The 22,821-nt window shown below is 41.5% G+C and carries 22 protein-coding genes; 8 read left to right on the top strand and 14 right to left on the bottom strand.

Going from position 1 to position 22,821, the window contains the following annotated elements; genetic code table 11:
* Positions 1–14 precede the first annotated feature (14 nt).
* Positions 15–2,678 (bottom strand): autotransporter assembly complex family protein, encoded by a 2,664-nt coding sequence (locus Q0017_RS08930; protein ID WP_298145583.1) that lies wholly within the window; start codon positions 2,676–2,678, stop codon positions 15–17.
* A gap of 175 nt (positions 2,679–2,853) precedes the next feature.
* Between Q0017_RS08930 and Q0017_RS08925 the strand changes: the two genes are divergently transcribed.
* Together Q0017_RS08925 and coq7 are read left to right on the top strand one after the other, a co-directional pair.
* The gene (locus tag Q0017_RS08925) at positions 2,854–4,173 is read left to right on the top strand and encodes an MFS transporter (protein ID WP_298145580.1); all 1,320 of its coding nucleotides are present in this window, start codon (positions 2,854–2,856) and stop codon (positions 4,171–4,173) included.
* Between the two features lie 3 nt (positions 4,174–4,176).
* Positions 4,177–4,812 (top strand): 2-polyprenyl-3-methyl-6-methoxy-1,4-benzoquinone monooxygenase, encoded by a 636-nt coding sequence (gene coq7 / locus Q0017_RS08920; RefSeq protein WP_298145578.1) that lies wholly within the window; start codon positions 4,177–4,179, stop codon positions 4,810–4,812.
* Positions 4,813–4,840: 28 nt separating this feature from the next.
* Here coq7 and Q0017_RS08915 read toward each other — a convergent pair whose 3' ends face one another.
* The 3 genes from Q0017_RS08915 to Q0017_RS08905 form a co-directional block, all read right to left on the bottom strand.
* Complete coding sequence (locus Q0017_RS08915) at positions 4,841–5,287, bottom strand: 2-amino-4-hydroxy-6-hydroxymethyldihydropteridine diphosphokinase (protein WP_298145575.1); 447 nt, start codon at positions 5,285–5,287, stop codon at positions 4,841–4,843.
* Positions 5,244–5,624, bottom strand: a complete 381-nt coding sequence (gene folB / locus Q0017_RS08910) for a dihydroneopterin aldolase (RefSeq protein WP_298145572.1) — start codon at positions 5,622–5,624, stop codon at positions 5,244–5,246. Before folB ends, Q0017_RS08915 begins: the two co-directional genes overlap by 44 nt.
* 120 nt (positions 5,625–5,744) lie before the next feature.
* A complete protein-coding gene (locus Q0017_RS08905; RefSeq protein ID WP_298145569.1) occupies positions 5,745–7,043 on the bottom strand; it encodes an AarF/UbiB family protein in 1,299 nt (432 codons plus the stop codon).
* A gap of 198 nt (positions 7,044–7,241) precedes the next feature.
* On the opposite strand from Q0017_RS08905, the gene Q0017_RS08900 reads away from it, so the two are divergent.
* Entirely contained in the window at positions 7,242–7,949 is a 708-nt protein-coding gene (locus tag Q0017_RS08900) for a glutamine amidotransferase (protein WP_298145566.1), read from the top strand.
* A 65-nt stretch (positions 7,950–8,014) separates the two neighbouring features.
* On the opposite strand, the gene Q0017_RS08895 is transcribed toward Q0017_RS08900, so the two are convergent.
* The 3 genes from Q0017_RS08895 to tkt all read right to left on the bottom strand — a co-directional run bounded on the left by Q0017_RS08895 (position 8,015) and on the right by tkt (position 11,486).
* A complete protein-coding gene (locus Q0017_RS08895) occupies positions 8,015–8,599 on the bottom strand; it encodes a YceI family protein (protein WP_298145563.1) in 585 nt (194 codons plus the stop codon).
* 564 nt (positions 8,600–9,163) lie between these two features.
* Positions 9,164–9,379 (bottom strand): hypothetical protein, encoded by a 216-nt coding sequence (locus tag Q0017_RS08890; protein ID WP_298145561.1) that lies wholly within the window; start codon positions 9,377–9,379, stop codon positions 9,164–9,166.
* Positions 9,380–9,497: 118 nt separating this feature from the next.
* Entirely contained in the window at positions 9,498–11,486 is a 1,989-nt protein-coding gene (tkt, locus tag Q0017_RS08885) for a transketolase (protein ID WP_298145558.1), read from the bottom strand.
* 490 nt (positions 11,487–11,976) lie between these two features.
* Between tkt and metK the strand changes: the two genes are divergently transcribed.
* On the top strand, positions 11,977–13,143 hold the full coding sequence (gene metK / locus Q0017_RS08880) for a methionine adenosyltransferase (protein WP_298145556.1): 1,167 nt from the start codon (positions 11,977–11,979) through the stop codon (positions 13,141–13,143).
* Positions 13,144–13,179: 36 nt separating this feature from the next.
* On the opposite strand, the gene Q0017_RS08875 is transcribed toward metK, so the two are convergent.
* Positions 13,180–13,431, bottom strand: coding sequence for a hypothetical protein (locus Q0017_RS08875; RefSeq protein ID WP_298145554.1), 252 nt, complete (start codon positions 13,429–13,431; stop codon positions 13,180–13,182).
* Positions 13,432–13,527: 96 nt separating this feature from the next.
* Between Q0017_RS08875 and Q0017_RS08870 the strand changes: the two genes are divergently transcribed.
* Positions 13,528–13,704, top strand: coding sequence for a hypothetical protein (locus Q0017_RS08870; protein ID WP_298145551.1), 177 nt, complete (start codon positions 13,528–13,530; stop codon positions 13,702–13,704).
* Here the strand turns inward: Q0017_RS08870 and Q0017_RS08865 are convergent.
* Both Q0017_RS08865 and Q0017_RS08860 read right to left on the bottom strand, forming a co-directional pair.
* On the bottom strand, positions 13,696–14,328 hold the full coding sequence (locus tag Q0017_RS08865; protein ID WP_298145548.1) for a LysE family transporter: 633 nt from the start codon (positions 14,326–14,328) through the stop codon (positions 13,696–13,698). The genes Q0017_RS08870 and Q0017_RS08865 overlap by 9 nt on opposite strands.
* A gap of 93 nt (positions 14,329–14,421) precedes the next feature.
* Positions 14,422–14,982, bottom strand: a complete 561-nt coding sequence (locus Q0017_RS08860; RefSeq protein WP_298145545.1) for an FxsA family protein — start codon at positions 14,980–14,982, stop codon at positions 14,422–14,424.
* 222 nt (positions 14,983–15,204) lie between these two features.
* Here Q0017_RS08860 and ruvC point away from each other — a divergent pair, with 222 nt between their 5' ends.
* Positions 15,205–15,750, top strand: a complete 546-nt coding sequence (gene ruvC, locus Q0017_RS08855) for a crossover junction endodeoxyribonuclease RuvC (protein WP_298145543.1) — start codon at positions 15,205–15,207, stop codon at positions 15,748–15,750.
* Here the strand turns inward: ruvC and Q0017_RS08850 are convergent.
* A complete protein-coding gene (locus tag Q0017_RS08850) occupies positions 15,747–16,019 on the bottom strand; it encodes an acylphosphatase (protein WP_298145540.1) in 273 nt (90 codons plus the stop codon). The two genes, ruvC and Q0017_RS08850, sit on opposite strands and share 4 nt — an antisense overlap.
* A gap of 2 nt (positions 16,020–16,021) precedes the next feature.
* Complete coding sequence (locus Q0017_RS08845; RefSeq protein ID WP_298145538.1) at positions 16,022–17,479, bottom strand: NAD(P)H-hydrate dehydratase; 1,458 nt, start codon at positions 17,477–17,479, stop codon at positions 16,022–16,024.
* A gap of 22 nt (positions 17,480–17,501) precedes the next feature.
* On the opposite strand from Q0017_RS08845, the gene queG reads away from it, so the two are divergent.
* Positions 17,502–18,593: a tRNA epoxyqueuosine(34) reductase QueG gene (queG, locus tag Q0017_RS08840; protein ID WP_298145535.1), complete on the top strand. Its 1,092-nt coding sequence runs from the start codon at positions 17,502–17,504 to the stop codon at positions 18,591–18,593.
* A 289-nt stretch (positions 18,594–18,882) separates the two neighbouring features.
* Entirely contained in the window at positions 18,883–19,872 is a 990-nt protein-coding gene (gene bioB, locus Q0017_RS08835) for a biotin synthase BioB (protein ID WP_298145532.1), read from the top strand.
* Positions 19,873–19,876: 4 nt separating this feature from the next.
* Here the strand turns inward: bioB and Q0017_RS08830 are convergent, their stop codons facing one another.
* Positions 19,877–20,095, bottom strand: a complete 219-nt coding sequence (locus Q0017_RS08830) for a hypothetical protein (RefSeq protein ID WP_298145529.1) — start codon at positions 20,093–20,095, stop codon at positions 19,877–19,879.
* A gap of 47 nt (positions 20,096–20,142) precedes the next feature.
* Positions 20,143–22,344 carry an OsmC domain/YcaO domain-containing protein gene (locus tag Q0017_RS08825; protein WP_298145526.1) on the bottom strand — a complete coding sequence of 734 codons (2,202 nt, stop codon included), beginning with the start codon at positions 22,342–22,344 and terminating at the stop codon, positions 20,143–20,145.
* Between the last annotated feature and the right edge of the window lie 477 nt (positions 22,345–22,821).

Here is a 22,821-nt window from a genome sequence, read left to right as displayed (position 1 = left end):
GCTTACCCTAAAGCCTATAGTGCAGAGCCAATAAAGAAATGAACGCGAATTGGATGACCATCATCTGAAATACCAGACGCAACATCAATACGAATTGGACCAATTGGAGATGCCCAACGTACCCCAACCCCAACGCCATATTCGGTTGGGTTAGTAAAATCTTTGTCATAGGCATTACCCACATCACTAAAGATAGCTGCACGCCAACCCGGTTTAACTTGATAATTATATTCTAATGACGCAATCCCTAAGGCTTGTCCACCAATTTTATAGCCGTCAGAAATTGGCGATAAACTCTTATAATCAAAACCACGAATGGTTTGGTCGCCCCCGGTAAAGTAGCGTAAGTTATAAGGAATGTCTTTAAAGTCATCTACCACGATATAACCGGCTTGGGCACGCCCTACCATTTGATGATTTTCGTTGATGCCCCATGAATATAAGCCATTCCATGTAGCATTTAAAATGGCAATATTGGTGTCGGTGAGTAGATTTTCACTGCCAATTTCTGCTTTATAAGTCTGTTTAAAGCCTTTACTTGGGTTAACACGACGATTGGCTAAAGTTTGCGAGGCTTCATAACCAAACAGCAACGATTCTTGCTCAGGACTTGATAAAAACTGAGCATAGGTATCTTCACTGGTATCTTGTCCCACAATGCCTTTTTCAGTCAGACGGTCTAAACGATAACGTGTTCCAAAAGTATGCTGCCAACTGCCGCGTGGGTTTTTAATAATACGATCGGCACCCAACACCGCAGACTCAATCACTAAACTGCCCTTGGTGGCCACATCGTTACGCTGTTCGCGTTCATAGCCACCGACCAAACTAATATAGTCATCTAACGGATGTTTATATGGAATACTATAACGCCCATCAATTGATTGACGAATTTCAGACAACTCTAAGTTGGCATCAAAAGAATGACCACGCTTATTGACAATCGCACGGCGGTACTGACCACGAAAACGTACACCCGTATCGGTTCCATAGCCTAAACCGGCTTCTACAGTATTCAATTGATCGGCATTTAAGGTCACCAAAACCGGAATTTTTTTGTCTTGTTTGGCTTGTATACGTAAACGCTCTTTTTCTTGTTGTTGAGTCATTTGCTGGGTTTGCAAACGGGCTAAATTGTCTTGATCAATACCATCAGTGGTGCCGGCAAATTGGTTTTCATCCACCACATTTTGCGTCACTTCAGTGGGTGCATTGGTAATTGGTTTAACTTTGGCTTGAAATTGCGCTTGAGTGGCTTGTTCGGCATCCACTAAAGCTTGTAAATCAGGCGGTAACTCTAACTGATTTTCAACAGGATCTGGGATCACAGCATCCACTAAAGTATAGTTAAAATAACGTGAATTGGTTAAGGCATTGGCCAATGAGTTTACCCGCCAAAACGTATAGTCATCTCCATCTTCCCATACCACCATACTGTTTAAGATATCTATATCTAAAGGGAATTCTTGGCTGGGATCGCTCATACGAAAAACCGGCTGAGCCAGCTGATAACGATCGCCGGTTTCATAACGCAAATTGATATCAGCTGTTTGTTGAGGCTGTGTGACTTTAACATCGTGTAAGCGCCAATAAGCATCAAAATAACCATTGTTGCTTGCAGCCGTCACAATACGCGCTTTAGTCGCTTCATATTCACCATGATGAAAAATATCACCTTCAGTCAGTTCAGGTAATACTCCAATCACACGTAATTGTGCTTGATTAACACCAGCCCCACTAAATTCAATATTTTGACTGTTGACCAAGACTGGACGTTTAGGTGTGACCTCTACCCCCACCTTAGTGGGACTGAGCTGACTAAAACGAAATTCTGCCTCGTAAAAACCCACTGCTTGTGCTGCTTGATTGGTTAAAGTACGCAATTGTGGCAAAGCCGAATTAAAATCTGCAAATGACTCTTTGGTAAAACTCGACAGCTTAGCTTCAATATTCTTGGTCAGTTGCTCTAAGGCTTGATCATAATCTTGTTCACTCAATCCTTCAGGCTTGGCATACTGCTTCAGTTTAACTTCGGCACTAATGCGTGGGACTTGACTGACTGCATTGACATTACGAGGTCTGACTCGGTTGATAAGACGTTTAAATAAGCCCGGTTTATCTTCTTGGGCGCGTGTGTTGGCTGCGCTGGTATCACCAATCGAGGCACCCGTACGATTCGCCTCAACCACAACGTCACGATCGGCTTGAATACTTTGTATTAAAGCATCTACTTGTACATCTGCTTGCTCAATCTCAATCACATGCTGCGTGCTTAAAGGCACATCTGTTGTTTTTGTTTGACCAATCCGATAAGCCTGTGCATCTTGTTTAGCCTGTTCTGCAACTTGATAAATCTCATTCATCAAGTCTTGATCAACAGGCATAGGTGCAAGCGCCTCTAAATCATCAAAATTTAACGCAGACATCTGAGCAAGGGGCTGATCAGTGTTTGGGGCTTGAACTGGATCAGCACTTTGGGTAGCTATAATAAGATCAGCGGCAGCCGTATGCTGAGGCGCTACATTTTGCGACTTGAGTTGGGGCGTGGCATTGCTTAAGGTGTCAGCTGCGTAAGTACTATAGGGTAATATCAGTAAACTACAACATAGGCTATATGATGACAATACAGGTAAACTTACGCTTAAGGTTGACCGCTTTAATTGAATTCTGGCACGCATAGACCACTCAAAGTTTCATTATTGATTATGGAAAAATCACCAATACGTCATACATCACAACGTATTTTATGGATTTTTCATTGATTTGAGAAAAAAATATCATACATGATTTTACATCTAGATAAATCATACACTCACATTTCTTCACTCAATACACAGGATTGTGCCTTACGCCATGTCAAATCGTCCCTCTTTACTGCGTGATCGGCGCTTTTTGCCGATGTTTTTAACCCAATTTTTGGGTGCGTTAAACGACAATGTTTATAAACAAGCCTTGTTATTGGTGATTACTTACGGATTGATTAGTCAGCATAGCGCGCAAATCAGTACCTTAAATAACTTAGCAGCCTTGCTGTTTATTTTGCCTTATTTTATTTTTTCGGCCACCGCCGGACAAATTGCCGACAAATATGAACGTGCCCAGTTGGTACGTTATTTAAAAGGCGCTGAAATTGTAATTATGTTACTGGGTACAGCCGGCTTTTTATTGGGTAACTTATGGTTGTTACTGCTGGCTTTATTTTTAATGGGCACACAATCGACCTTTTTTGGCCCGATCAAATACGCCATTTTACCCGAAGTATTAAAACCCAATGAATTGATGTCTGGTAATGCCTTATTTCAATCGGGCACCTCAATTGCAATTTTGGTGGGCATGATCTTAGGTGGTAGTCTGATTGCGCTCTCTGATGGTAATTTAATGTGGGTGTCCGGCGCAGTACTGTGTCTTGCTAGCTTAGGCTATTTGTCAAGTCGTTTTATTTTAAAACAGAATATTCCTGCGCCTGATTTAAACATTGATTGGAATTTTTTTCGCACCAGTATTCAAACGCTTCGCTATGCCAAAAATTTACCTCTCATTTTTACCATTTTGCTGGGTAACTCGTGGTATTGGTTTTATGGTGCGACCTATTTAACGCAAATTCCACAGCTCACTCAAGAAAACTTGCATGGCTCAGAAAATGTGGTGAGTTTGCTGTTGACTCTATTTTCCGTGGGGATTGGTTTAGGTTCCTTACTGTGCCGTAAAATTGGCGGCAGCGAAGTCAATATCAAGATGGTGCCTGTTGGTATGCTCGGTTTAACTGTGTTTGCATTTTATTTAGCCGTCAGTTTAACGTTTATTCCGCCAATGACCGGTGAGCGTTTAGGCATTGCTGATCTGTTTAACAATGGTGCCAGTTATTACCATGTCATGCTCAGTGTTAGTTTACTCGGCATTAGTGGTGGTTTTTACATTGTGCCTTTATATGCCATGATGCAGGCCTATTCACCGCGTTCACATCGGGCACGGGTGGTGGCTGCCAACAATATATTAAATGCCGTGTTTATGGTGTCCTCGGCCGTGTTTTCGATTATTATTTTAAGTGTCTTAAACATTGAGATACATATTTTATTTTGTATCACTGCTGTATTGAGCGGGCTTTTTAGTATTTGGTTATTAAAACGCTTAAAACAATTGATGCCCCAAACACAGACCAATTTGGAGAATTAATCTATGCGTCATTATAGCGGCGTGGACAAACTTATTCATTCTTTTGATCAAGCCTTACGCAGTTTAGTGCCTGGCGCCACCACAGCACAGCGCAGCAATCCGGCACAACAGATGGATGCGCCCCTTGCTGTGAGTGAAGCACGTCATGTGGCCGGTTTAATGCGTGTAAATCACAGTGGTGAGGTATGTGCACAAGCCTTATACCATGGTCAAGCGCTCACTGCTAAACTACCTAGCGTGCGTTTAGAGATGCAACATGCCGCAGCAGAAGAACAAGATCATTTGGCATGGTGTGAAGATCGTTTAAAAGAGCTCGATAGCCATACCAGCTTACTCAATCCGGTGTGGTATAGCCTATCATTTGGCATGGGGGCTTTGGCTGGTTTAGCCGGTGACCGTTACAGTTTAGGTTTTGTGGCTGAAACAGAACGTCAAGTCAGCTTACATTTACAACAACATCTTGATCAGTTGCCAAGCCAAGATCAACGTTCATATCAAATTTTACAGCAAATGAACACAGATGAGTTGCAACATCGCGATACCGCCCTTGCCGCAGGTGGCGTTGAATTGCCGCTGCCCGTGCGTATGAGCATGACCGCAATATCTAAACTCATGACCAGCACCAGCTATTATATTTAAAATTTAAAGCCCGCAGTTGCGGGCTTTTTTATACGGCGCACTGCTCAAGGTGTACTTGAGTATAAGCATGTGCTGCATGACAAAATGCCGGATCAGACCACACGTCATACATCGGGATTTTGACATCTAAAGCCAAAGGTAATTTTTTAGGATTAAATTGCATCGCACTTAAACAACTCCCCCATGCGATTAAATCTACATCTAAACTAATTTGATGCGAGGGACGCACCCGACCTGAAGCATGCTCCATGGCTTTTAACTGCTCAAGCAGTTGCTCAACTGCAAGATTACTGGTGAGTAAGCAGGCAGCATTATAATAATCTGCCCCGACCCCATCACGGCATGGCATTAAATAAATGGCAGAACATTGCAGCTCACCTAAAGCATGCAATTGGCGATAGGCTTCAAAAAAATGTTGTTCAGGCTGATGATTACTCGCCAGTGCAAGGGCGAATATCGTGTCGGTGGCGTTCAAGACGAATTCCTACTGAATGGGCTTGCGCAATAATGGCAGGCTTACGGATGGTGATTTTAATCGATTCAATCGTTAAATAGGTAGTAAAAAGCGCATCCACCACCAATTTTGCTGCATGTTCAATCAATTTTGGCGCAGCCTCAACAATCACCCGATTGGCAATCTCACAAATTTCAGCATAATTGAGGGTATCCACCAAGTCATCCGACTCCCCCGCTTGTGCCAAACAGGTCTGAATCTCTAAATCAAGCAGCAACGGTTGTTTGATCTGCCGCTCCCAATTAAAACAGCCCACCACCGTTTCAACTTTTAAGCCCTCAATGACAATTGCATCCATAACCACTCGTATCTCTTGTGTGCTGATTGTGGGCTAGTGTAACGTGAAAACCAAACTTCGCGTAGCTTTCGCAAAATCTCATATAAAAAAAGACCTCATGTTGAGGTCTTTTTATGCTTATTATTGTTTAAGCAACACATTTGGATCAAGGGTTTGTACCATCTGTAAACGCTGATCGGCATAAATGTCGGTATAGGGTGCTAAAACGCGCATAAAGCGGTCAAAATACAACATTTGTTTAAACAGCAATGCAAAGTCGCGTGGGAAGCGAATGCCATGACGCTCACCTACCGCCACCATATCTAACATAATGTCATTTAAATCAGCAGGATTGGTATTTAAAACTTGCTGTGGATCCGCCAACATGACGCCACCAAACAGGCGCTCTAAATCTTGTGCCAAGACATTTACATCGACTTTATCTGCGGTCATGCCCATTTTGAGCATGTTTTGTGCCATTAACGGATAATTGGTCTGTTGTAACGCGTCCATAAACGCCATAGATGCCGTCCACACTTCAGGATTAAGCTGTCCGACAATCCCAAAATCAATAAAACCCACACGCCCATCTTCAAGCAACATTAAATTGCCAGCGTGTAAATCAGCATGGAAACTCTTACATAACATTAGGCTGCCAAACCAAGTATTCATTGCCGTAATGAGCACTTGAGATGGATCATGACTAACACGTTTGACCACTTCAAAATCTGTTAGCGGTACACCATAAAAACGTTCCATGGTCAGTACACGGCGGGTAGAATATTGATGATAAACCTTAGGTGCAGTGGCTTTTTGGTTTTGAGTTAGATTTAAATATTGTACAAAATCATCTAAGTTTTGCGCTTCTTCAATAAAGTCAACTTCGCGCACCATACGTACTTTAATTTCTTCAACGATGTCGGCAAGTGACGCAAATTTCACTTTCGGTACTGCTTTTTCAAGCAATTTAGTGACCAAATGCAAAACATTTAAATCAGTGTTTAAAATGGTATCCACACCTGGTTTTTGCACTTTAATGACAACATTTTCGCCACTCACCAAACGTGCTGCATGCACCTGTGCAATAGACGCAGATGCCAAAGGCTGCTCGTCAATAGAGGCAAAAATCTCATCTAAACGACGTCCAGCAAACTCCTCTTCTAACACCTTCAAAATATAATCAAAGGCCAATGTTGGGGTTTGATCTAAACAGCCTTGAAATTCTTCAACATATTCACGCGGAAAAAGCGATGGTGTACTGGCAATAAATTGACCGAGCTTAATATAAGTCGAACCTAAATCTTCAAAGGTTTCACGCATCAACTTGGCGTTGCTTGGGCGATCTTTGGCATACTTAATTCCGGCTTTGGCTGCAATCACTGCTGTTTCGCCCATACGCGCAACCGATCGCAAACCATCTAACACAATCTTTTTTTTCATAATGTCAGCGTCAAAGGTAATAGCTAGGCAGTGTAACAAAAATCCATCTAAATACGTATGTCTGTGCGTAACAAAGCCCGTTGCGCTTTAAGTTACACAAGCAGCTTTGTTTTTTGAGGGCTCTAAACGATTTATTGCTTGTTCTTGGGCATTTTTATTTTATAGTGAGTTTTTTGATTTAACCCCATAGGATGCCTGATGTTTGCTGCTGATTTTCCAGATACTGTATATGCCATTCAACATGTGGCTTTTGAAGATTTAGGCGTATGGGAAGATGCACTATATAGCGTAGGTTTAAGGGTACGTTATGTAGAAGCAGGGGTTGAAGATTTAAGTCGTGCTTTGCAACATAAAGGCTTAACCATCATTTTAGGCGGACCACTGAGTGTACATGATCGGCTGGACTATCCTTTTTTAGACCAAGAAATTCAACTTTTAAAAGCCCGCATTGCTGCAAACCTACCTACACTAGGCATTGGTTTAGGGGCAGCCCTGATTGCTTATGCCTTAGATGCAACGTTTAAAGCCCAAGCACAACAACACCTCAGTTGGTCAAGATTACAGCTTAATCATGAAGCTGGCTCATTATTGGCACCATTGGCTGCTTTAGACGTGTTGGATTGGCAAAGTGATGCGTTTGAATTACCGCAAGGCGCACACCAATTGGCAAATACTACACTCACAGCATCGCCTGCTTTTATGTACGGACAAAATATATTGGCTTTACCATTTCATATAGAGATTGCCACAGACAGCATAGAAAAATGGTTAATTGGTCATAGCCTAGCGCTACGTCAAGCAAATATTGAGATTAGCAGCTTGCGTGGCAGTTTTGAGCGCTTACTGCCTCCACTTGAAGCTGCGGCCCCACAGGTATTAATTGATTTTCTCAAGCAATTAAATTAAAAATTGCCTGAATATTAAATCTAAAAAAGCACCCAAAGGTGCTTTTTAACCACCACACCATACACTTATTTTTGTGCAGGTACTGTTGCTTCAGTGGTAATGTTCACGGTGATTTTATCGCCTACATTCGGGACATAAGCACCTACACCAAAAGCAGAACGGTCAAATGACGTGGTTGCATTAAAGCCGATTGCAGGGACTTTGGCCATTGGGTGCTGTCCTTGTTTATTTAATACTGCATCTAGCACCACAGGCTTGGTAATACCTTTAATGGTTAAGTCACCTGTAATTTTATAGTTTTTCTTGTCGCGAGTTTCCACTTTAGTACTTTTAAAAGTAATACTTGGATATTTCTCAGCATCAAAGAAATCTGCTTTTAACAAGTGCTCATCAAGCACTTTAACGTTGGTGTTAATGCTCGACAATGGAATCGTTACATGAACTGATGATTTCTCTGGTTTGTCATTATCTACCGTAATCTTACCTTGAATGTCGGTAAAATTACCTGATGGCGTTGAAAAACCAAAATGATCCCACGTAAACACAGTCGCTGTATGGGTTGGGTCAATGGTATAGGTCATAGGCTTTGCCATACTTAATGTTGCAACAGATGCAACCGCCAAACCGAGTGCCAATGCTTTAAATGTCATGCTTTTATTCCTTAATATCTATAGCTATTAATGTATATTAATCTCAAAAACTTACAGCAAAAAAGATAGAACAGTTTGTTGCAGCTTTAGAACGATAATTTTGTCAGCACTCTGTAATTTACTATATTAGGGCATTCGATATTGGGTAAATATGGTTTTTTGGCAAGCCCTTGCCCACAAAAATTAGCTGCTATATATACATCGTGCACATAGGCATCAGGTTTTAAACTCCAACAACTCGCATGTTCAATCACTTGATCATCCAAACATATTCCAAATTCATACATATGATGTAATCAGGGCGCTGCCATGTGCTTTGCTTAAGTGTGGCAGTAAACTCACCTGATAAAAATTTTAATCAGCCTGCCAAAGTGCTCACCATGCTTGATCGTCAATCTGTGATCATTTTTTTATATCAATCATGGTAATGTAAAAATAAAAGTTCAATGCCTCAAATGAAAGCAAATTTATACATAAGCAAAGTCATAGTTAAATTTAAAACCACAAACTTTTTTGAGCATAAAAAAACCTCATAAATGAGGAATTTTTAACTGCCTGAGAGAATTAGAGCTTTTCCACCAAGATACGGTCAATTTGCTTCAAGCCTGAGGTTTTTTCACGGTTCTTACGACGCACTTTAATTTGCTTTTCTTCTGCCATACTATCTAGCAGCAATTCTACTGCCACCATCGCTTCAAGTGGTAGATCTTCACCAATCCACTTTTGCTCACCAGCATCCATTAAGGTAATTTCATCGCTGATCTGTTCATATAAACTCATGTTTTATCTCTCTATAACACGACATCGTTGAATTTTATTCCAACTATGTGAAATAAATATTTAAAAAATAAAAGACGCCCCATAACTGGAGCGTCTTTTAAAACTATTGATTTAAAAATTAAGCAGTAATTTCTTTTACCGCAGCAACCACAGCTTCAGTGGTAATACCAAAGTGTTGGAATAAGTCTTTTGCAGGTGCAGATTCACCGTAAGTGGTCATACCGATTACGCGACCGTCTAAACCTACAAACTTCCACCAGTAATCCACATGAGCCGCTTCAACAGCAACACGTGCACGAATATTTGATGGAAGAACTGCTTCACGGTAAGCTGCATCTTGCTTCACAAACTCTTCAGCACATGGCATAGAAACAACACGAACGCCTTCTAATTGAGCATACGCGTCCATTGCCAATGCAACTTCTGAACCTGTAGCAATGATGATGGCTTTTAATTCGCCTTTTTCTTCAGCCAATACATAACCACCTTTTGCTACATCCGCAATTTGTGCTTCTGTACGCGTTTGGAATGCTAAGTTTTGACGAGAGAAGATCAACGCAGTTGGACCCTCGCTACGCGTTAAAGCAGATTTCCAAGAAATTGCTGCTTCAACAGTGTCACATGGGCGCCATGTATTTAAGTTCGGTGTACCACGTAAAGACGCGATTTGTTCGATTGGCTGATGTGTCGGACCATCTTCACCCAAACCGATTGAATCGTGTGTGTAAACATGAATTACACGTTGCTTCATGAGTGCAGACATACGTACTGCATTACGTGCGTATTCCATAAACATTAAGAATGTTGCAACGTACGGGATGAAACCACCGTGAAGCGCTACACCGTTTGCAATTGCAGTCATACCAAACTCACGTACGCCATAGTGTACGTAGTTACCCGCAGCATTGTCTTGAACGCCTTGCGCGCCTTTCCAAAGTGTGAGGTTAGAACCTGCTAAATCCGCAGAACCACCAAGGATTTCAGACAACATTGGTGCAAATGCTTGGATTGCATTTTGGCTTGCTTTACGTGTTGCAATCGTTTCAGCTTTTGCATTCACTTCAGCAATATAAGCATCCGCTTTTGCAACGAAATCTTCAGGTAATTCACCAGACATACGACGTTTAAGATCAGCTGCTTCTGTTGGATATTTTGCAGCGTATTGCGCAAATACGTCATTCCAAGCTGCTTCAGCAGATGCACCTTTTTCTTTTGCATCCCATGCTGCATAAACATCAGCAGGAATTTCGAATGGACCTTCAGTCCAACCTAACGCTTCACGTGTTAACGCAATTTCGTCATTACCCAAAGGTGCACCATGGCAATCTTCTTTACCTTGTTTGTTTGGTGAACCTAAACCAATAATCGTTTTACACATGATGATGGTTGGTTTTTGAGTTTCAGCTTTGGCTTGTAAAGTTGCAGCACGTAACGCGTCTGCATCGTGACCATCAACTTTAATCACTTGCCAGCCGTAAGCTAAGAAGCGTTGTTCTGTATCGTCAGAGAACCAACCTTCTACTTCACCGTCAATAGAAATACCGTTGTCATCGTAGTAAGCAATTAACTTACCCAAACCTAAAGTACCTGCTAATGAACATGCTTCATGAGAAACACCTTCCATTAAACAACCATCGCCTAAGAAGCAGTAAGTAAAGTGATCAACAACTGAGATGTCTTCTTTATTGAACTGCGCGGCTAAGGTTTTTTCAGCCAGTGCAAAACCAACAGCATTGGCAATACCTTGACCCAATGGACCTGTTGTTGTTTCGATACCCGGTGCATAGCCTAGTTCTGGGTGACCCGGAGTTTTAGAATGCAATTGACGGAAAGCTTTTAAATCTTCGATTGAAAGATCATAACCCGTTAAATGAAGAAGTGCGTATTGCAACATTGAGCCATGACCATTTGATAATACAAAACGGTCACGGTTCGCCCAATTTGGGTTAGTCGGGTTATGGCTCATAAAATCGCGCCATACCACATCAGCAATATCTGCCATCCCCATTGGCGCACCTGGATGGCCTGAGTTTGCTTTTTGCACAGCATCCATTGCTAGTACACGAATTGCGTTGGCAACACGACGTTCATTCAGTGGGGTCGTCATAGGTCAGAGTCCAAATTATTGGTTAAAAAGAACATGAATCAAAATTCAAAACTACCGTATATTGTCTTAAAAAAAAGCCGAGGGGTAAAGCCTCGATGCCGACATTTCAAGATTTATTACACGATCAACACAAGATGAGGTGCTTAAACTGCGTTTTTATTAAACAATAGCTAAGTTTTTTCATTTTAGGCTCAAACTTGGTGCGGTTAAGTTGTTTTTTAAGTCAGGCTTTTAAAGTGAGTCGGCATTTAAATAAAGCGCGATATTCTTAATTTAAATGTTTTGGCACTTTGAGTCACAATACACATCGCTTCACACATAATTCACATTTTTTGCATATTTGATTTTCTTTATCAGTTTTTTAAATAAATAAATCAGATAAAAACAGGTGGAATTGCAATAAATTGCGCCATTTTCACATTCTAGAACTGGTCCAAAAGTCTAACTCGATGTAACATATCGCGTCTTTTAATTTAACTGTGATAGGACTATGCGCGAGTACGCTGTATTTACCTCGGAATCTGTAAGCGAAGGCCATCCAGATAAAATGGCTGATCAAATCAGTGACGCTATTTTGGATGCTATTTTAAAACAAGATCCATACGCACGTGTTGCTTGTGAAACACTGGTAAAAACGGGTGCTGTTGTACTTGCCGGTGAAATCACAACCACGGCCAATGTTGATTTTGAAGCGATTGTCCGTAATACCGTTAATGGTATTGGTTACCACCATTCTGATTTAGGCTTTGATGGTTCAACCTGTGCTGTGATTAATATGCTGGGCAAACAATCGCCAGAGATCGCACAAGGCGTGGATCGTCAAAAACCTGAAGATCAAGGTGCCGGCGACCAAGGTTTAATGTTTGGCTATGCAAGCCGTGAAACAGATGTATTAATGCCTGCGCCAATTTCATATGCGCATCGCTTAATGGAAAAGCAAGCAGAACTACGTAAACAAGGTAAATTGTCTTGGTTACGCCCCGATGCAAAAAGCCAAGTGACTTTTGCTTATGAAAATGGCAAACCGGTACGTTTAGATGCGGTGGTATTGTCTACACAACATGATCCTTCAATTTCACAAGCACAACTCAAAGAAGCTGTGATCGAAGAAATCGTGAAAAAAGTCATTCCTGCTGAAATGCTCCATGCAGCAACCAAATTCCACATTAACCCAACCGGTATGTTTGTGATTGGTGGTCCTGTTGGTGACTGTGGTTTAACGGGTCGTAAAATTATTGTAGATACCTACGGTGGTATGGCACGTCACGGTGGTGGTGCATTCTCGGGTAAAGATCCATCAAAAGTGGACCGCTCTGCTGCATATGCAGGTCGTTATGTCGCCAAAAACATTGTGGCCGCAGGTCTTGCTGAAAAATGTGAAATTCAAGTGTCTTATGCCATTGGTGTGGCAGAGCCAACTTCAATTTCAATTAACACGTTTAACACTGCAAAAGTGTCGGATGAGTTAATTATTGCATTGGTACGTGAACACTTTGATTTACGTCCATATGGCATTACCCGTATGTTAGACTTGTTGCAGCCAATGTATCAACAAACTGCTTCTTATGGTCACTTTGGCCGTGAAGGTTCAGATACTGCATTTACATGGGAAAAAACCGACAAAGCTGAAGCATTACGCGCAGCTGCGGGTCTGTAACAGCAAAAAAATCAAGCCCGCAATTGCGGGCTTTTTTTATGGCAACGGTTGCTGCTGGCTTGGCTTTATTTCAAATAAGCGTTGTTGTTCTGGCAATACCTGTTGTTCATGCTTTAAATAACTATGTGTCAGTTGCAATGCAATGACCAAAGCAAAACAGGTTACAATACAAAACACCCAAAATCCAAATGGGCTTTTAATCTGATGTGAACCACACTCAGGACAGGTGTGGGTATCGGCTTCAACTGCCTGATTACAGCAGGCACAGCGATATTGCTCACCTAGCATAGGTATACTCCTATGTTTATTCTATATTTGGCATTGTGGCATGAGTTGTGCGTCATCTTTGTGACACTTTGTATTTATTTTTTATCAGGAGCCGTTATGGTGCAATTAATTAAAAAAGGTGGCTTACGTGAGCGTGCTAATCGTAGCCGTCGTTACCAAAGCTCAGAAAACTCAATCACTACCTTAAATCCAAACCGTTATAAAGAACAACGCTTAACTAACGAACAACAAGAAAAAAGACCTACACTTCCATCCGTTGATGCCCTAAAGTAATTGCAGGGCATCCCACCATAACCACAGTGCAAACATTAAAAATAAGCCGCCTGAAATGATGTCAATATAACTGCCCGAACGTTGGTACAAAGCTTTGATTTTAGGCATCGACATAATCAGCATAAATAACACAAAGGTTAAAAATGTTTGTAATGGAATTAAAAATGCCAATTGGGTTTTTAAACTGGCATCTGCTGATGATGACAAAGCCAAAGAAAAAACACTGCTAAAATAAATTAAGGTCTTCGGGTTGGATAAATTGGTGAATAAACCCAATAAAAAATAGTTTTTAGCTTGAGGTGCTTGCACACCAGCCTCTAAATTGGCCTCTTGTTGAAAACTGGCTAAGCCGCCTTTGAGCATCGCCCAACCCATTTTGGCTAAAAAGAAGCCACCAAACACCATGAGGACTTGTTGAATCCATGGCCACTGCTGCATCAACATAGTAAAACCAGCTAAGGTTAGCACCACCCACACCACAATACCAACAGAAATACCGGCAATAATGTTTAAAGTGTTCGCACGCGTGGTAGATGCTGCACTTTTGGCAATTAGCAGAACATCAGGACCTGGACTCAACTGAGCCACAAAATGCAACAGGCCAATGGTCAGTAATAAAGACATAACAAATCAATCAGCGCAAATAAACGTAAATTATACGGCTAACCACAACAAAAAACCGAGCACATGGGCTCGGTTTTGGCAAAAAGCTTGGCTTTATTTTCGATTTACGTCTTTTAAATCTAAACGTTTGGCATCGGGAGTTACTTCACGCGCTTCACCATCAATAATGGTTGAGTCACGACCACCTTGACCTTGCATATCTTGCATTTGACGCATTAAGTCTGCAAAAGGATTTTGGCCTGCTGCCCCGCCCATATCAGCGCCCATGCCACCCATCATTTTTTCCATCATGCTATGTTGACGTTTCATGACAGCTTTCATCGCTGCAGCTTTAAAGGCATTTTGTACCGCAGGAATTAAAATTAACACCGCCAATACATCGGTCATTAAACCTGGAATGAGCAAGAAAAAACCTGCAATAATTTTAGGTAAATTTGCGCCTAATGCTGGATCGCCCATGGCCATGCCCATTTGCATTTGTTGCATTTGTGGCATAACACCGGCTGCGTATTTACGCACCATGCCCATACCAATAAAGAATGCGGCAATAAACCAAAAGAATACGTACCACATGCTACCCACGAGGTCACCCACGCCGATCCACACGAAGACTTCTAGAATAAGGCCAGCTAAAACAATAAGCGCTATTTTCATGAAAATTAATCTAATCTCAATACAATATGTCGGTGGCAAGCCCCTAATAATGAGCTTACCTCTACTATTTATGGGGGAGATTTTAACGTTTACAAGCCAAGATGACGACTTATTTTTGTGAGGCAATGTTGGATATTTTTTAACTGCTTGAATGCACTGCACAACTTTATCGATTTTTTTTGCCTATAATGCCCCACACTACAGCGATACATTATCAGGGCTATGAGCTTAATTATTGGGATTGACCCCGGTTCACGTTTAACAGGGTATGGCATTATTAAAAAAGATGGGCAACATCTAAGTTTTGTTGATGCCGGTACCATTCGCACTGAAACCACAGAAATGCCTGAACGTCTGAAACGTATTTTTGCAGGGATTGACCGCATTGTACGTTTCCATGGGCCAACCGAAGCGGCAGTGGAACAAGTTTTTATGGCACAAAACCCTGATTCTGCTTTAAAACTCGGTCAAGCGCGTGGAGCTGCAATTGCCGCTTTAACCAACCTTGATTTGTCTGTGGCCGAGTACACGGCGCGACAAATTAAACAATCGGTGGTGGGCTATGGTGCCGCTGATAAAGAACAAGTGCAAATGATGGTGATGCGAATTTTAAAGCTTGAGATTAAACCGCAACAAGATGCTGCCGATGCACTTGCCGCGGCGATTTGTCATGCCCATGCTTCAGGCAGTATGAGCAAAATGGCAGTATTAAACGCCTTAGGCGGCATGGCGCGTGGTCGAAGTCGTACCACAAGCCGGCGTCGTTAAGCCTGAATCTTAAAGTCACTATAATTTAAAATTTTACAACTGTAATAGTCTAAATGCGTGACCTGAGCCTGAGGAGGGCCAATTAGGCTTTGATCAAGGAGACCCTGCAATACAAAAAAATCGCCTACAATCACAGCTTCAACTTGGCCTGTGCTTAAATTTTTAACATAACCACTTATCCCTTTGGCTGTTGCAAGCCTTGCAAACCAAGCGCGATAGCCCACGCCTTGTACTTGACCCGTTAAGGTAAGATGAAATCCTTGTTGCATTGTTATTCTCCATTGACTACTTGATAAATCGCTTGATTCATATGCTGTGCTTGTAAACCGCGCTCGCCATTGCATGCCAATACATCACCAGCTTTAGCGTGTAATGTGACCACTTGATGTAGGGCAATGCGCTGTTGAAATTGAGCTTTTAAACTGGCGAGCATACCGGCCAAAATATCGCCCATCCCCCCTGTTCCCATACCGGGATTACCAGCACAACAGATCCATAATTGTTGTTCTAAAATTAAACTGCCTGCGCCTTTTAATACCCAAACACCGCCATAACGGTGTTGGAGCGCATAAATAGCTGCCACACGATCGGCCTCGATTTCATTGACCGAGCAATGTAATAAGGTTGCAGCCTCCCCCGGATGCGGAGTTAAATAGGTGTGTTGACTTAATGGTTTTGGAGTTTTGGCTAAAAACCATAATGTATCGGCATCCAGTACAACAATTTTATCAGCTTGATTCATCGCATCAAACCACTGCCCAAATTGCTGTTCAGCCCATGCATCACGACCTAAACCCATGCCAAAGCAAATCGCATCGACTTGATTGATTAATGCTTCACGCTCAGATTGGGACAATTGATCAATATCGCGCAACATAATATTGGGGCTACGCGCTAAAATCGCACCATGATGTTTGGCATCACACACCAAGGTGACTTTACCTGCACCGGCATAAAAAGCTGCTTCTGCGGCCATAATCACCGCCCCACCCATCTCGGCATGCCCACCAATCACCAACACATGCCCATAACTGCCTTTATGTCCAAAGGCTTGACGTTTGGGTAAGTTAATATGGGTGGGTGACAATTGTGCTATGGCTGTTAAATCTGGATCTGTTGGAATTAAATCGATGAGGTGAATCTGACCACAATAGGCTTTGCCTTTAGCAGTAAATAAGCCTATTTTTAAACCCAATACAGTAAAGCTATGATCTGCCACCACCGCACAAGGCAGTGGCTGTCCAGTATTGGCATTTAAGCCACTCGGCACATCAATAGCAACTTTTAAACCTGATTGTTGATTGATATGCTGAATGATCTGTTGCCAATCTTCAGTTAACTCACGATTTAAGCCAATTCCAAACAAAGCATCTATATAAGCATCATAAGTCCGTTTAAAATCAAAGCCTTGCTCAATCGTCACGCCCCTGTCTTTTGCAGATTGATACGCTGTATGTAGATCGTGTGATGCGCCTAAGTCATTGGCATAAATACAAACATCAAAACCTGCTTGCTGTAAATATTTTGCAATCAAATAACCATCGCCAGCATTGTTACCTTGCCCACAACACACGGCGATGCTTTGAATATTATGTTGAGCAAACAACACTTTTAACTGTTGTGCAATGGCCCATGCCACTTGCTGCATCAAACCGTAAGATGAATTTCCCTTGGCAAACCAGCGCTGCTCCCATGCTTGAATATCGCGGCTATGATAAACTTGCTGCATTGTTTTTCCTTGTTTTATCTTTATGACTGCTGCCTCTTCTCCTGTTATTACCACTTATTCTGATGATCGTGTCGCACTTAAAGCATGGATTAAAGCAGAGGCACTTGCTCTTGGTTTTGCTGATTGTGTCATTGCCCGACCCGATGCTCAAGCTGAAATGGCACGTTTAGAAGAATATTTAAAACGCGGTTATCATGCCGATATGGATTTTTTGGGCGAAAATTTAGAAAAACGTGCTGATCCCACTTTATTGGTACCGGGTACCAAATGCATTATTTGTGTACGTATGGATTATTTGGTGGAAACACCTAAACCGCGTCATGTGCCCGATGCACCCAATCATGGCATTATCGCGCGCTATGCCCGTGGACGTGATTATCATAAAGTCATGCGCGGTCGTTTAAAAACCTTATCGCAACGGATTAAAGCACGTGTGGGCGAATTTGAATCACGCCCTTTTGCCGACTCGGCCCCGATCTTTGAAAAATCCTTAGCTGAAAATGCTGGAATGGGATGGACAGGTAAACACACCCTTTTAATTCACAAAAAATCAGGCTCTTTTTTTGTACTCGGTGAATTATTTAGCGCTTTAGATTTACCCTTTGATGAGCCGACCACCAAGCACTGTGGTTCATGCACAGCCTGTTTAGATATTTGTCCGACTCAAGCGATTGTTGAACCGTATATGCTCGATGCACGCAAATGCATTGCCTACTTAACTATTGAGTATAAAGGTATTATTCCAGAAGATTTGCGCCGCCCAATTGGCAATCGTATTTTTGGCTGTGACGATTGTCAGCTGATTTGCCCATGGAATAGTTTTGCTAAAGTCACCCCAATTGAAGACTTCCAACCGCGGCATGGTTTAGATCGTTTGAGCTTATTAGAACTATGGCAATGGGATGAACCTACTTTTTTAGCCTATACCGAAGGTAGCCCACTACGCCGTACAGGCTATCAAAGCTTTATGCGCAATGTGGCAATTGGCTTAGGTAATGCACCCTTTAGCCTTGAGATCATTACACAATTAAATGCTCAGCGTGAGCTACATGATGAGGTTGTGCAAGTGCATATTGATTGGGCATTACAAGAGCAACACCATAAACAAAGTTAAACTTCGCGGCGAACGTGTTAAAGCGTACTGTATATTCCCAAACAGTAGTATCACTTCACGTTCGCAACAAAATTTTTAGCATAGATATCTTTTCATGTTTTTTTCCAAACTTTCAAAAGGAAATTTTGTTACTAAAACTTCATTAAACCAGTTAACTTTGCAATTAAATTAAATTTTTTATTTTTATACAATTACGCTTCAATTGGCTCAGAAAATTGGTATTTTTTGCCTTTACGCGCATTTTTTCTACGTTATGCTAAAAAAAGTCATACGTTTAAAGGAATAAAAAATGTCATTACGCCATGATTGGACGCGCGCAGAAATCAAACAACTTTACCAACAACCTCTTTTAGACTTATTACTTCAAGCACAAAATATACATCGCAGCCATTTTACTGCCAATCATATTCAAGTCAGTACATTACTCTCCATTAAAACAGGGAAATGTCCTGAAGACTGTAAATACTGCGCTCAATCTGCACATTATGACACTCAGCTCGCTGCTGAAAAAAAAATGGCGGTCAACACTGCACTTGAACATGCAAAGGCTGCCAAAAGATCAGGTGCAACACGTTTTTGTATGGGAGCGGCATGGCGTAACCCACACGAGCGCGATATGCCCTATGTCTTAGAATTGATTGAGGGCGTCAAAGCTTTAGGTTTAGAAACCTGCATGACCTTAGGCATGCTAAATAGCTCACAAGCTGAGCGTTTAGCCAATGCAGGTTTAGATTATTACAATCATAACTTAGACACATCTCGTGAATATTATCCAAACATGATCACCACACGTACTTTTGATCAACGTTTGGACACGTTACAAAACGTGCGTGATGCAGGTATGAAAGTTTGTAGTGGTGGTATTGTCGGCCTAGGTGAAGATATTCAAGACCGCATTGGTTTATTGCATGAATTGTCAACTTTAGCCATGCATCCAGAATCTGTACCTATTAACTTATTAGTACCAATTCAAGGCACACCTTTAGGCGATACAGAGAAATTAGACATTTTAGAATGGATTCGTACGATTGCCGTAGCACGCTTAATTATGCCTAAAAGTTATATCCGGTTATCAGCCGGACGTGAAAATCTCAGCGACTCAGAACAAGCATTGGCGTTTATGGCAGGTGCAAACTCGATTTTCTCAGGCGATAAATTACTGACCACACCCAATTCAGGGCATGGTCAAGATCAAGTATTATTTAGCAAACTTGGACTTCAACAAGAACCTAGCAAAACACCCGTCCAACAATTGGCGCTTGATGCGATGGCAGTCTAAATATTTAAGCAAAATTATGCGCGGTAATTAAAATGCCATATTGCGCATTTAAATAATCACCTTGACGAATGATGTCCATGCCATTGGCATGTTCAACGGTTAGCTCTCGGCGAACACAGTCATAGCTGAGTCGTTCAAAACAATCTTGATGATGACTCAGCCAGGTTAAAGTATCGGCTAAGTGCTCATCTACAATATAAGTTAAAGCTTTAAAATCTTTCATCGTGTCAACATCCATCAGCCTATGAAACATAGGCTGATTGTGTTTGATTAATGCTGTGCGACAAATTTTGCACGCGCCGCATGCAATTTTTTGTAGCTGTCAATTAAACGCAAATGGCGATCTAATCCTTCCAATTGCATATTGGTTTCGGTTAAACCATAGAAGCGTGCGCTGCCATCTAGGCAACCTAAAGCGGCATCCATGCGTTCGTCACCAAACATACGACGGAAGTTATAGGCATAATCGTCAAGTGCCATATCATCATCAAGCTCTACTTCTAGCACCACATTTAAGCATTGGTAAAATAAACCACGCTCAACAGTGTTGGTGTTGTATTGCAAGAATGCCTCGACCAAATCTTTGGCTTCTTCAAATTGCTCTAAAGCCAAATAGACTTGAAGTTTGAGTTCCAACAATGTGAGTTGACCCCACACGGTATTGTCATCAAATTCAATCCCAATTAAAGTTTTGATTTCGGTGTAATCATCAACCTCAAGCTCTTCTAAACGCTCAATCAATGCTTCCAATTGTTGGTGATCTAAACGATGTAAATTTAAGATATCTTCACGGAATAACAAAGCTTTGTTGGTATTGTCCCACACCAAATCTTCAACCAAGTAAATTTCTGAATAACCCGGCACCAAGATTCGGCATGCTGTTGCACCTAAGTGTTCATACACCGCCATATACACTTCTTTGTCCATATCTTGCAAAATATTAAACAACGCTTGTGCTTGATCAGCATTACTCGCCTGACCGTCTTGGGTAAAATCCCATGCCTCAAAGTCATAGTCAGCTTTGGCACTAAAGAAGCGCCATGACACCACACCACTTGAATCAATGAAGTGTTCTACATAGTTATTGGGTTCAGTCACTGCATTAGAGCTAAAGGTCGGTTGTGGCAGATCATTCAGACCTTCAAAACTACGCCCTTGTAATAATTCAGTTAAACTGCGCTCTAGTGCCACCTCAAAACTAGGATGCGCACCAAATGAGGCAAATACACCGCCTGTGCGTGGGTTCATTAAGGTCACACACATCACAGGGAATTGACCACCTAATGAAGCATCTTTGACCAACACAGGGAAACCTTGCTCTTCTAGGCCTTGAATACCTGCCACGATGTTTGGATATTGATTTAACACGTCTTGCGGTACATCAGGCAGTGCAATTTCGCCCTCTAAAATTTCACGCTTAACAGCACGCTCGAAAATCTCGGACAAACACTGCACTTGTGCTTCAGCCAATGTATTGCCTGCACTCATACCATTGGATAAATACAAGTTTTCAATCAAATTGGATGGGAAATAGACTGTTTCACCATCGGATTGGCGCACAAATGGCAATGAACAAATGCCACGTGCGGTATTGCCTGAGTTGGTGTCATATAAATGTGTACCCAACAATTCATCGTCAGGGTTATAAATGTCACGGGTGTAATCATCTAAGATTTCAACAGGTAATGCACCATCTACACCCGGCTGAAACCATTTTTCATCTGGATAATGCACAAATTCGGCATTGGCGATGTCTTGACCCCAAAATTGATCATTATAGAAGAAGTTGCAATTCAGGCGCTCAATAAACTCACCCAATGCCGAAGCCAAAGCACTTTCTTTGGTAGAGCCTTTACCGTTAGTAAAACACATTGGAGATTGTGCATCGCGAATGTGTAATGACCATACATTGGGTACAATATTACGCCATGATGCAATTTCAATTTTCATGCCTAAACCTGCCAAAATTCCAGACATTTTGGCAATGGTTTCTTCAAGCGGTTTGTCTTTACCTAAAATATAGGTAGATTGTTCTGAAGTTAGGCTTGGCATAAGAAGTGCTTGGGCATCAGCATCAATGCTTTCGACTTCTTCAATCACAAATTCAGGACCAGTCTGAATCACTTTTTTAACTGTACAACGGTCAATAGAACGCAAAATACCTTGGCGATCTTTTTCTGAAATATCCGCTGGCAATTCCACTTGAATCTTAAAGATTTGTTTATAACGGTTTTCAGGGTCAACAATATTGTTTTGTGACAAACGAATATTATCGGTTGGAATGTCACGCGCTGCACAATACACTTTGACAAAATACGCTGCACACAAGGCAGAAGATGCTAAAAAATAATCAAATGGTCCCGGTGCCGAACCATCACCTTTATAGCGAATGGGTTGATCTGCAATGACACTAAAGTCATCAAATTTAGCTTCTTGTCGAAGGTTATCGAGATAATTAACCTTAATTTCCATGCATGCACCTAAATCTCCTACATGCCCACATAGACATATAAGATTACAAGTAAAAATAAGCCGAATTAATGAGAGAAATTGACTTAAAAAGTAGACGCTAAGTAGACCATGCTCTTAGCAAGATAAGCGTTATTATAAAGGCATTTCGAGCAATTGATAATCTTTAATCATGCTTGTCTAGCATCAGACCTCAAAGCCCATAATAAAACCTTAAATTTTTGTGCATAAAAAACCCTTCCATTTTATGGAAGGGTTTTTTAAGAATTTGGTGCGTCCAGACAGACTTAAACTGTCGACCAACGGATTATGAGTCCGTTTACATGGTAATTAAAAATCAACAAGTAACAGATATAAAATCAATACTATCATATGCTTATATAATTCTAAAATTTTATTATTCACTCTTTTTGTTGATTAATATATATTGATTTTGCTTACTACTTGCTTACCAGACGCTTACTAGAATGAAGTTAACAA

It is taken from the genome of uncultured Acinetobacter sp. (assembly GCF_947624825.1).
Taxonomy (GTDB): domain Bacteria; phylum Pseudomonadota; class Gammaproteobacteria; order Pseudomonadales; family Moraxellaceae; genus Acinetobacter.
Note: the sequence above shows the minus strand (reverse complement) of the source record. Positions and strands in the feature narration are given on the sequence as shown.

Excerpts from the sequence above, each read along its gene's own strand:
- Q0017_RS08930 (WP_298145583.1), bottom strand. The coding sequence starts at position 2,678 with ATGCGTGCCAGAATTCAATTAAAGCGGTCAACCTTAAGCGTAAGTTTA.
- Q0017_RS08925 (WP_298145580.1), top strand. The coding sequence starts at position 2,854 with ATGTCAAATCGTCCCTCTTTACTGCGTGATCGGCGCTTTTTGCCGATG.
- coq7 (WP_298145578.1), top strand. The coding sequence starts at position 4,177 with ATGCGTCATTATAGCGGCGTGGACAAACTTATTCATTCTTTTGATCAA.
- folB (WP_298145572.1), bottom strand. The coding sequence starts at position 5,624 with ATGGATGCAATTGTCATTGAGGGCTTAAAAGTTGAAACGGTGGTGGGC.
- Q0017_RS08905 (WP_298145569.1), bottom strand. The coding sequence starts at position 7,043 with ATGAAAAAAAAGATTGTGTTAGATGGTTTGCGATCGGTTGCGCGTATG.
- Q0017_RS08900 (WP_298145566.1), top strand. The coding sequence starts at position 7,242 with ATGTTTGCTGCTGATTTTCCAGATACTGTATATGCCATTCAACATGTG.
- Q0017_RS08895 (WP_298145563.1), bottom strand. The coding sequence starts at position 8,599 with ATGACATTTAAAGCATTGGCACTCGGTTTGGCGGTTGCATCTGTTGCA.
- Q0017_RS08890 (WP_298145561.1), bottom strand. The coding sequence starts at position 9,379 with ATGAGTTTATATGAACAGATCAGCGATGAAATTACCTTAATGGATGCT.
- tkt (WP_298145558.1), bottom strand. The coding sequence starts at position 11,486 with ATGACGACCCCACTGAATGAACGTCGTGTTGCCAACGCAATTCGTGTA.
- metK (WP_298145556.1), top strand. The coding sequence starts at position 11,977 with ATGCGCGAGTACGCTGTATTTACCTCGGAATCTGTAAGCGAAGGCCAT.
- Q0017_RS08875 (WP_298145554.1), bottom strand. The coding sequence starts at position 13,431 with ATGCTAGGTGAGCAATATCGCTGTGCCTGCTGTAATCAGGCAGTTGAA.
- Q0017_RS08870 (WP_298145551.1), top strand. The coding sequence starts at position 13,528 with ATGGTGCAATTAATTAAAAAAGGTGGCTTACGTGAGCGTGCTAATCGT.
- Q0017_RS08865 (WP_298145548.1), bottom strand. The coding sequence starts at position 14,328 with ATGTCTTTATTACTGACCATTGGCCTGTTGCATTTTGTGGCTCAGTTG.
- Q0017_RS08860 (WP_298145545.1), bottom strand. The coding sequence starts at position 14,982 with ATGAAAATAGCGCTTATTGTTTTAGCTGGCCTTATTCTAGAAGTCTTC.
- ruvC (WP_298145543.1), top strand. The coding sequence starts at position 15,205 with ATGAGCTTAATTATTGGGATTGACCCCGGTTCACGTTTAACAGGGTAT.
- Q0017_RS08850 (WP_298145540.1), bottom strand. The coding sequence starts at position 16,019 with ATGCAACAAGGATTTCATCTTACCTTAACGGGTCAAGTACAAGGCGTG.
- Q0017_RS08845 (WP_298145538.1), bottom strand. The coding sequence starts at position 17,479 with ATGCAGCAAGTTTATCATAGCCGCGATATTCAAGCATGGGAGCAGCGC.
- queG (WP_298145535.1), top strand. The coding sequence starts at position 17,502 with ATGACTGCTGCCTCTTCTCCTGTTATTACCACTTATTCTGATGATCGT.
- bioB (WP_298145532.1), top strand. The coding sequence starts at position 18,883 with ATGTCATTACGCCATGATTGGACGCGCGCAGAAATCAAACAACTTTAC.
- Q0017_RS08830 (WP_298145529.1), bottom strand. The coding sequence starts at position 20,095 with ATGAAAGATTTTAAAGCTTTAACTTATATTGTAGATGAGCACTTAGCC.
- Q0017_RS08825 (WP_298145526.1), bottom strand. The coding sequence starts at position 22,344 with ATGGAAATTAAGGTTAATTATCTCGATAACCTTCGACAAGAAGCTAAA.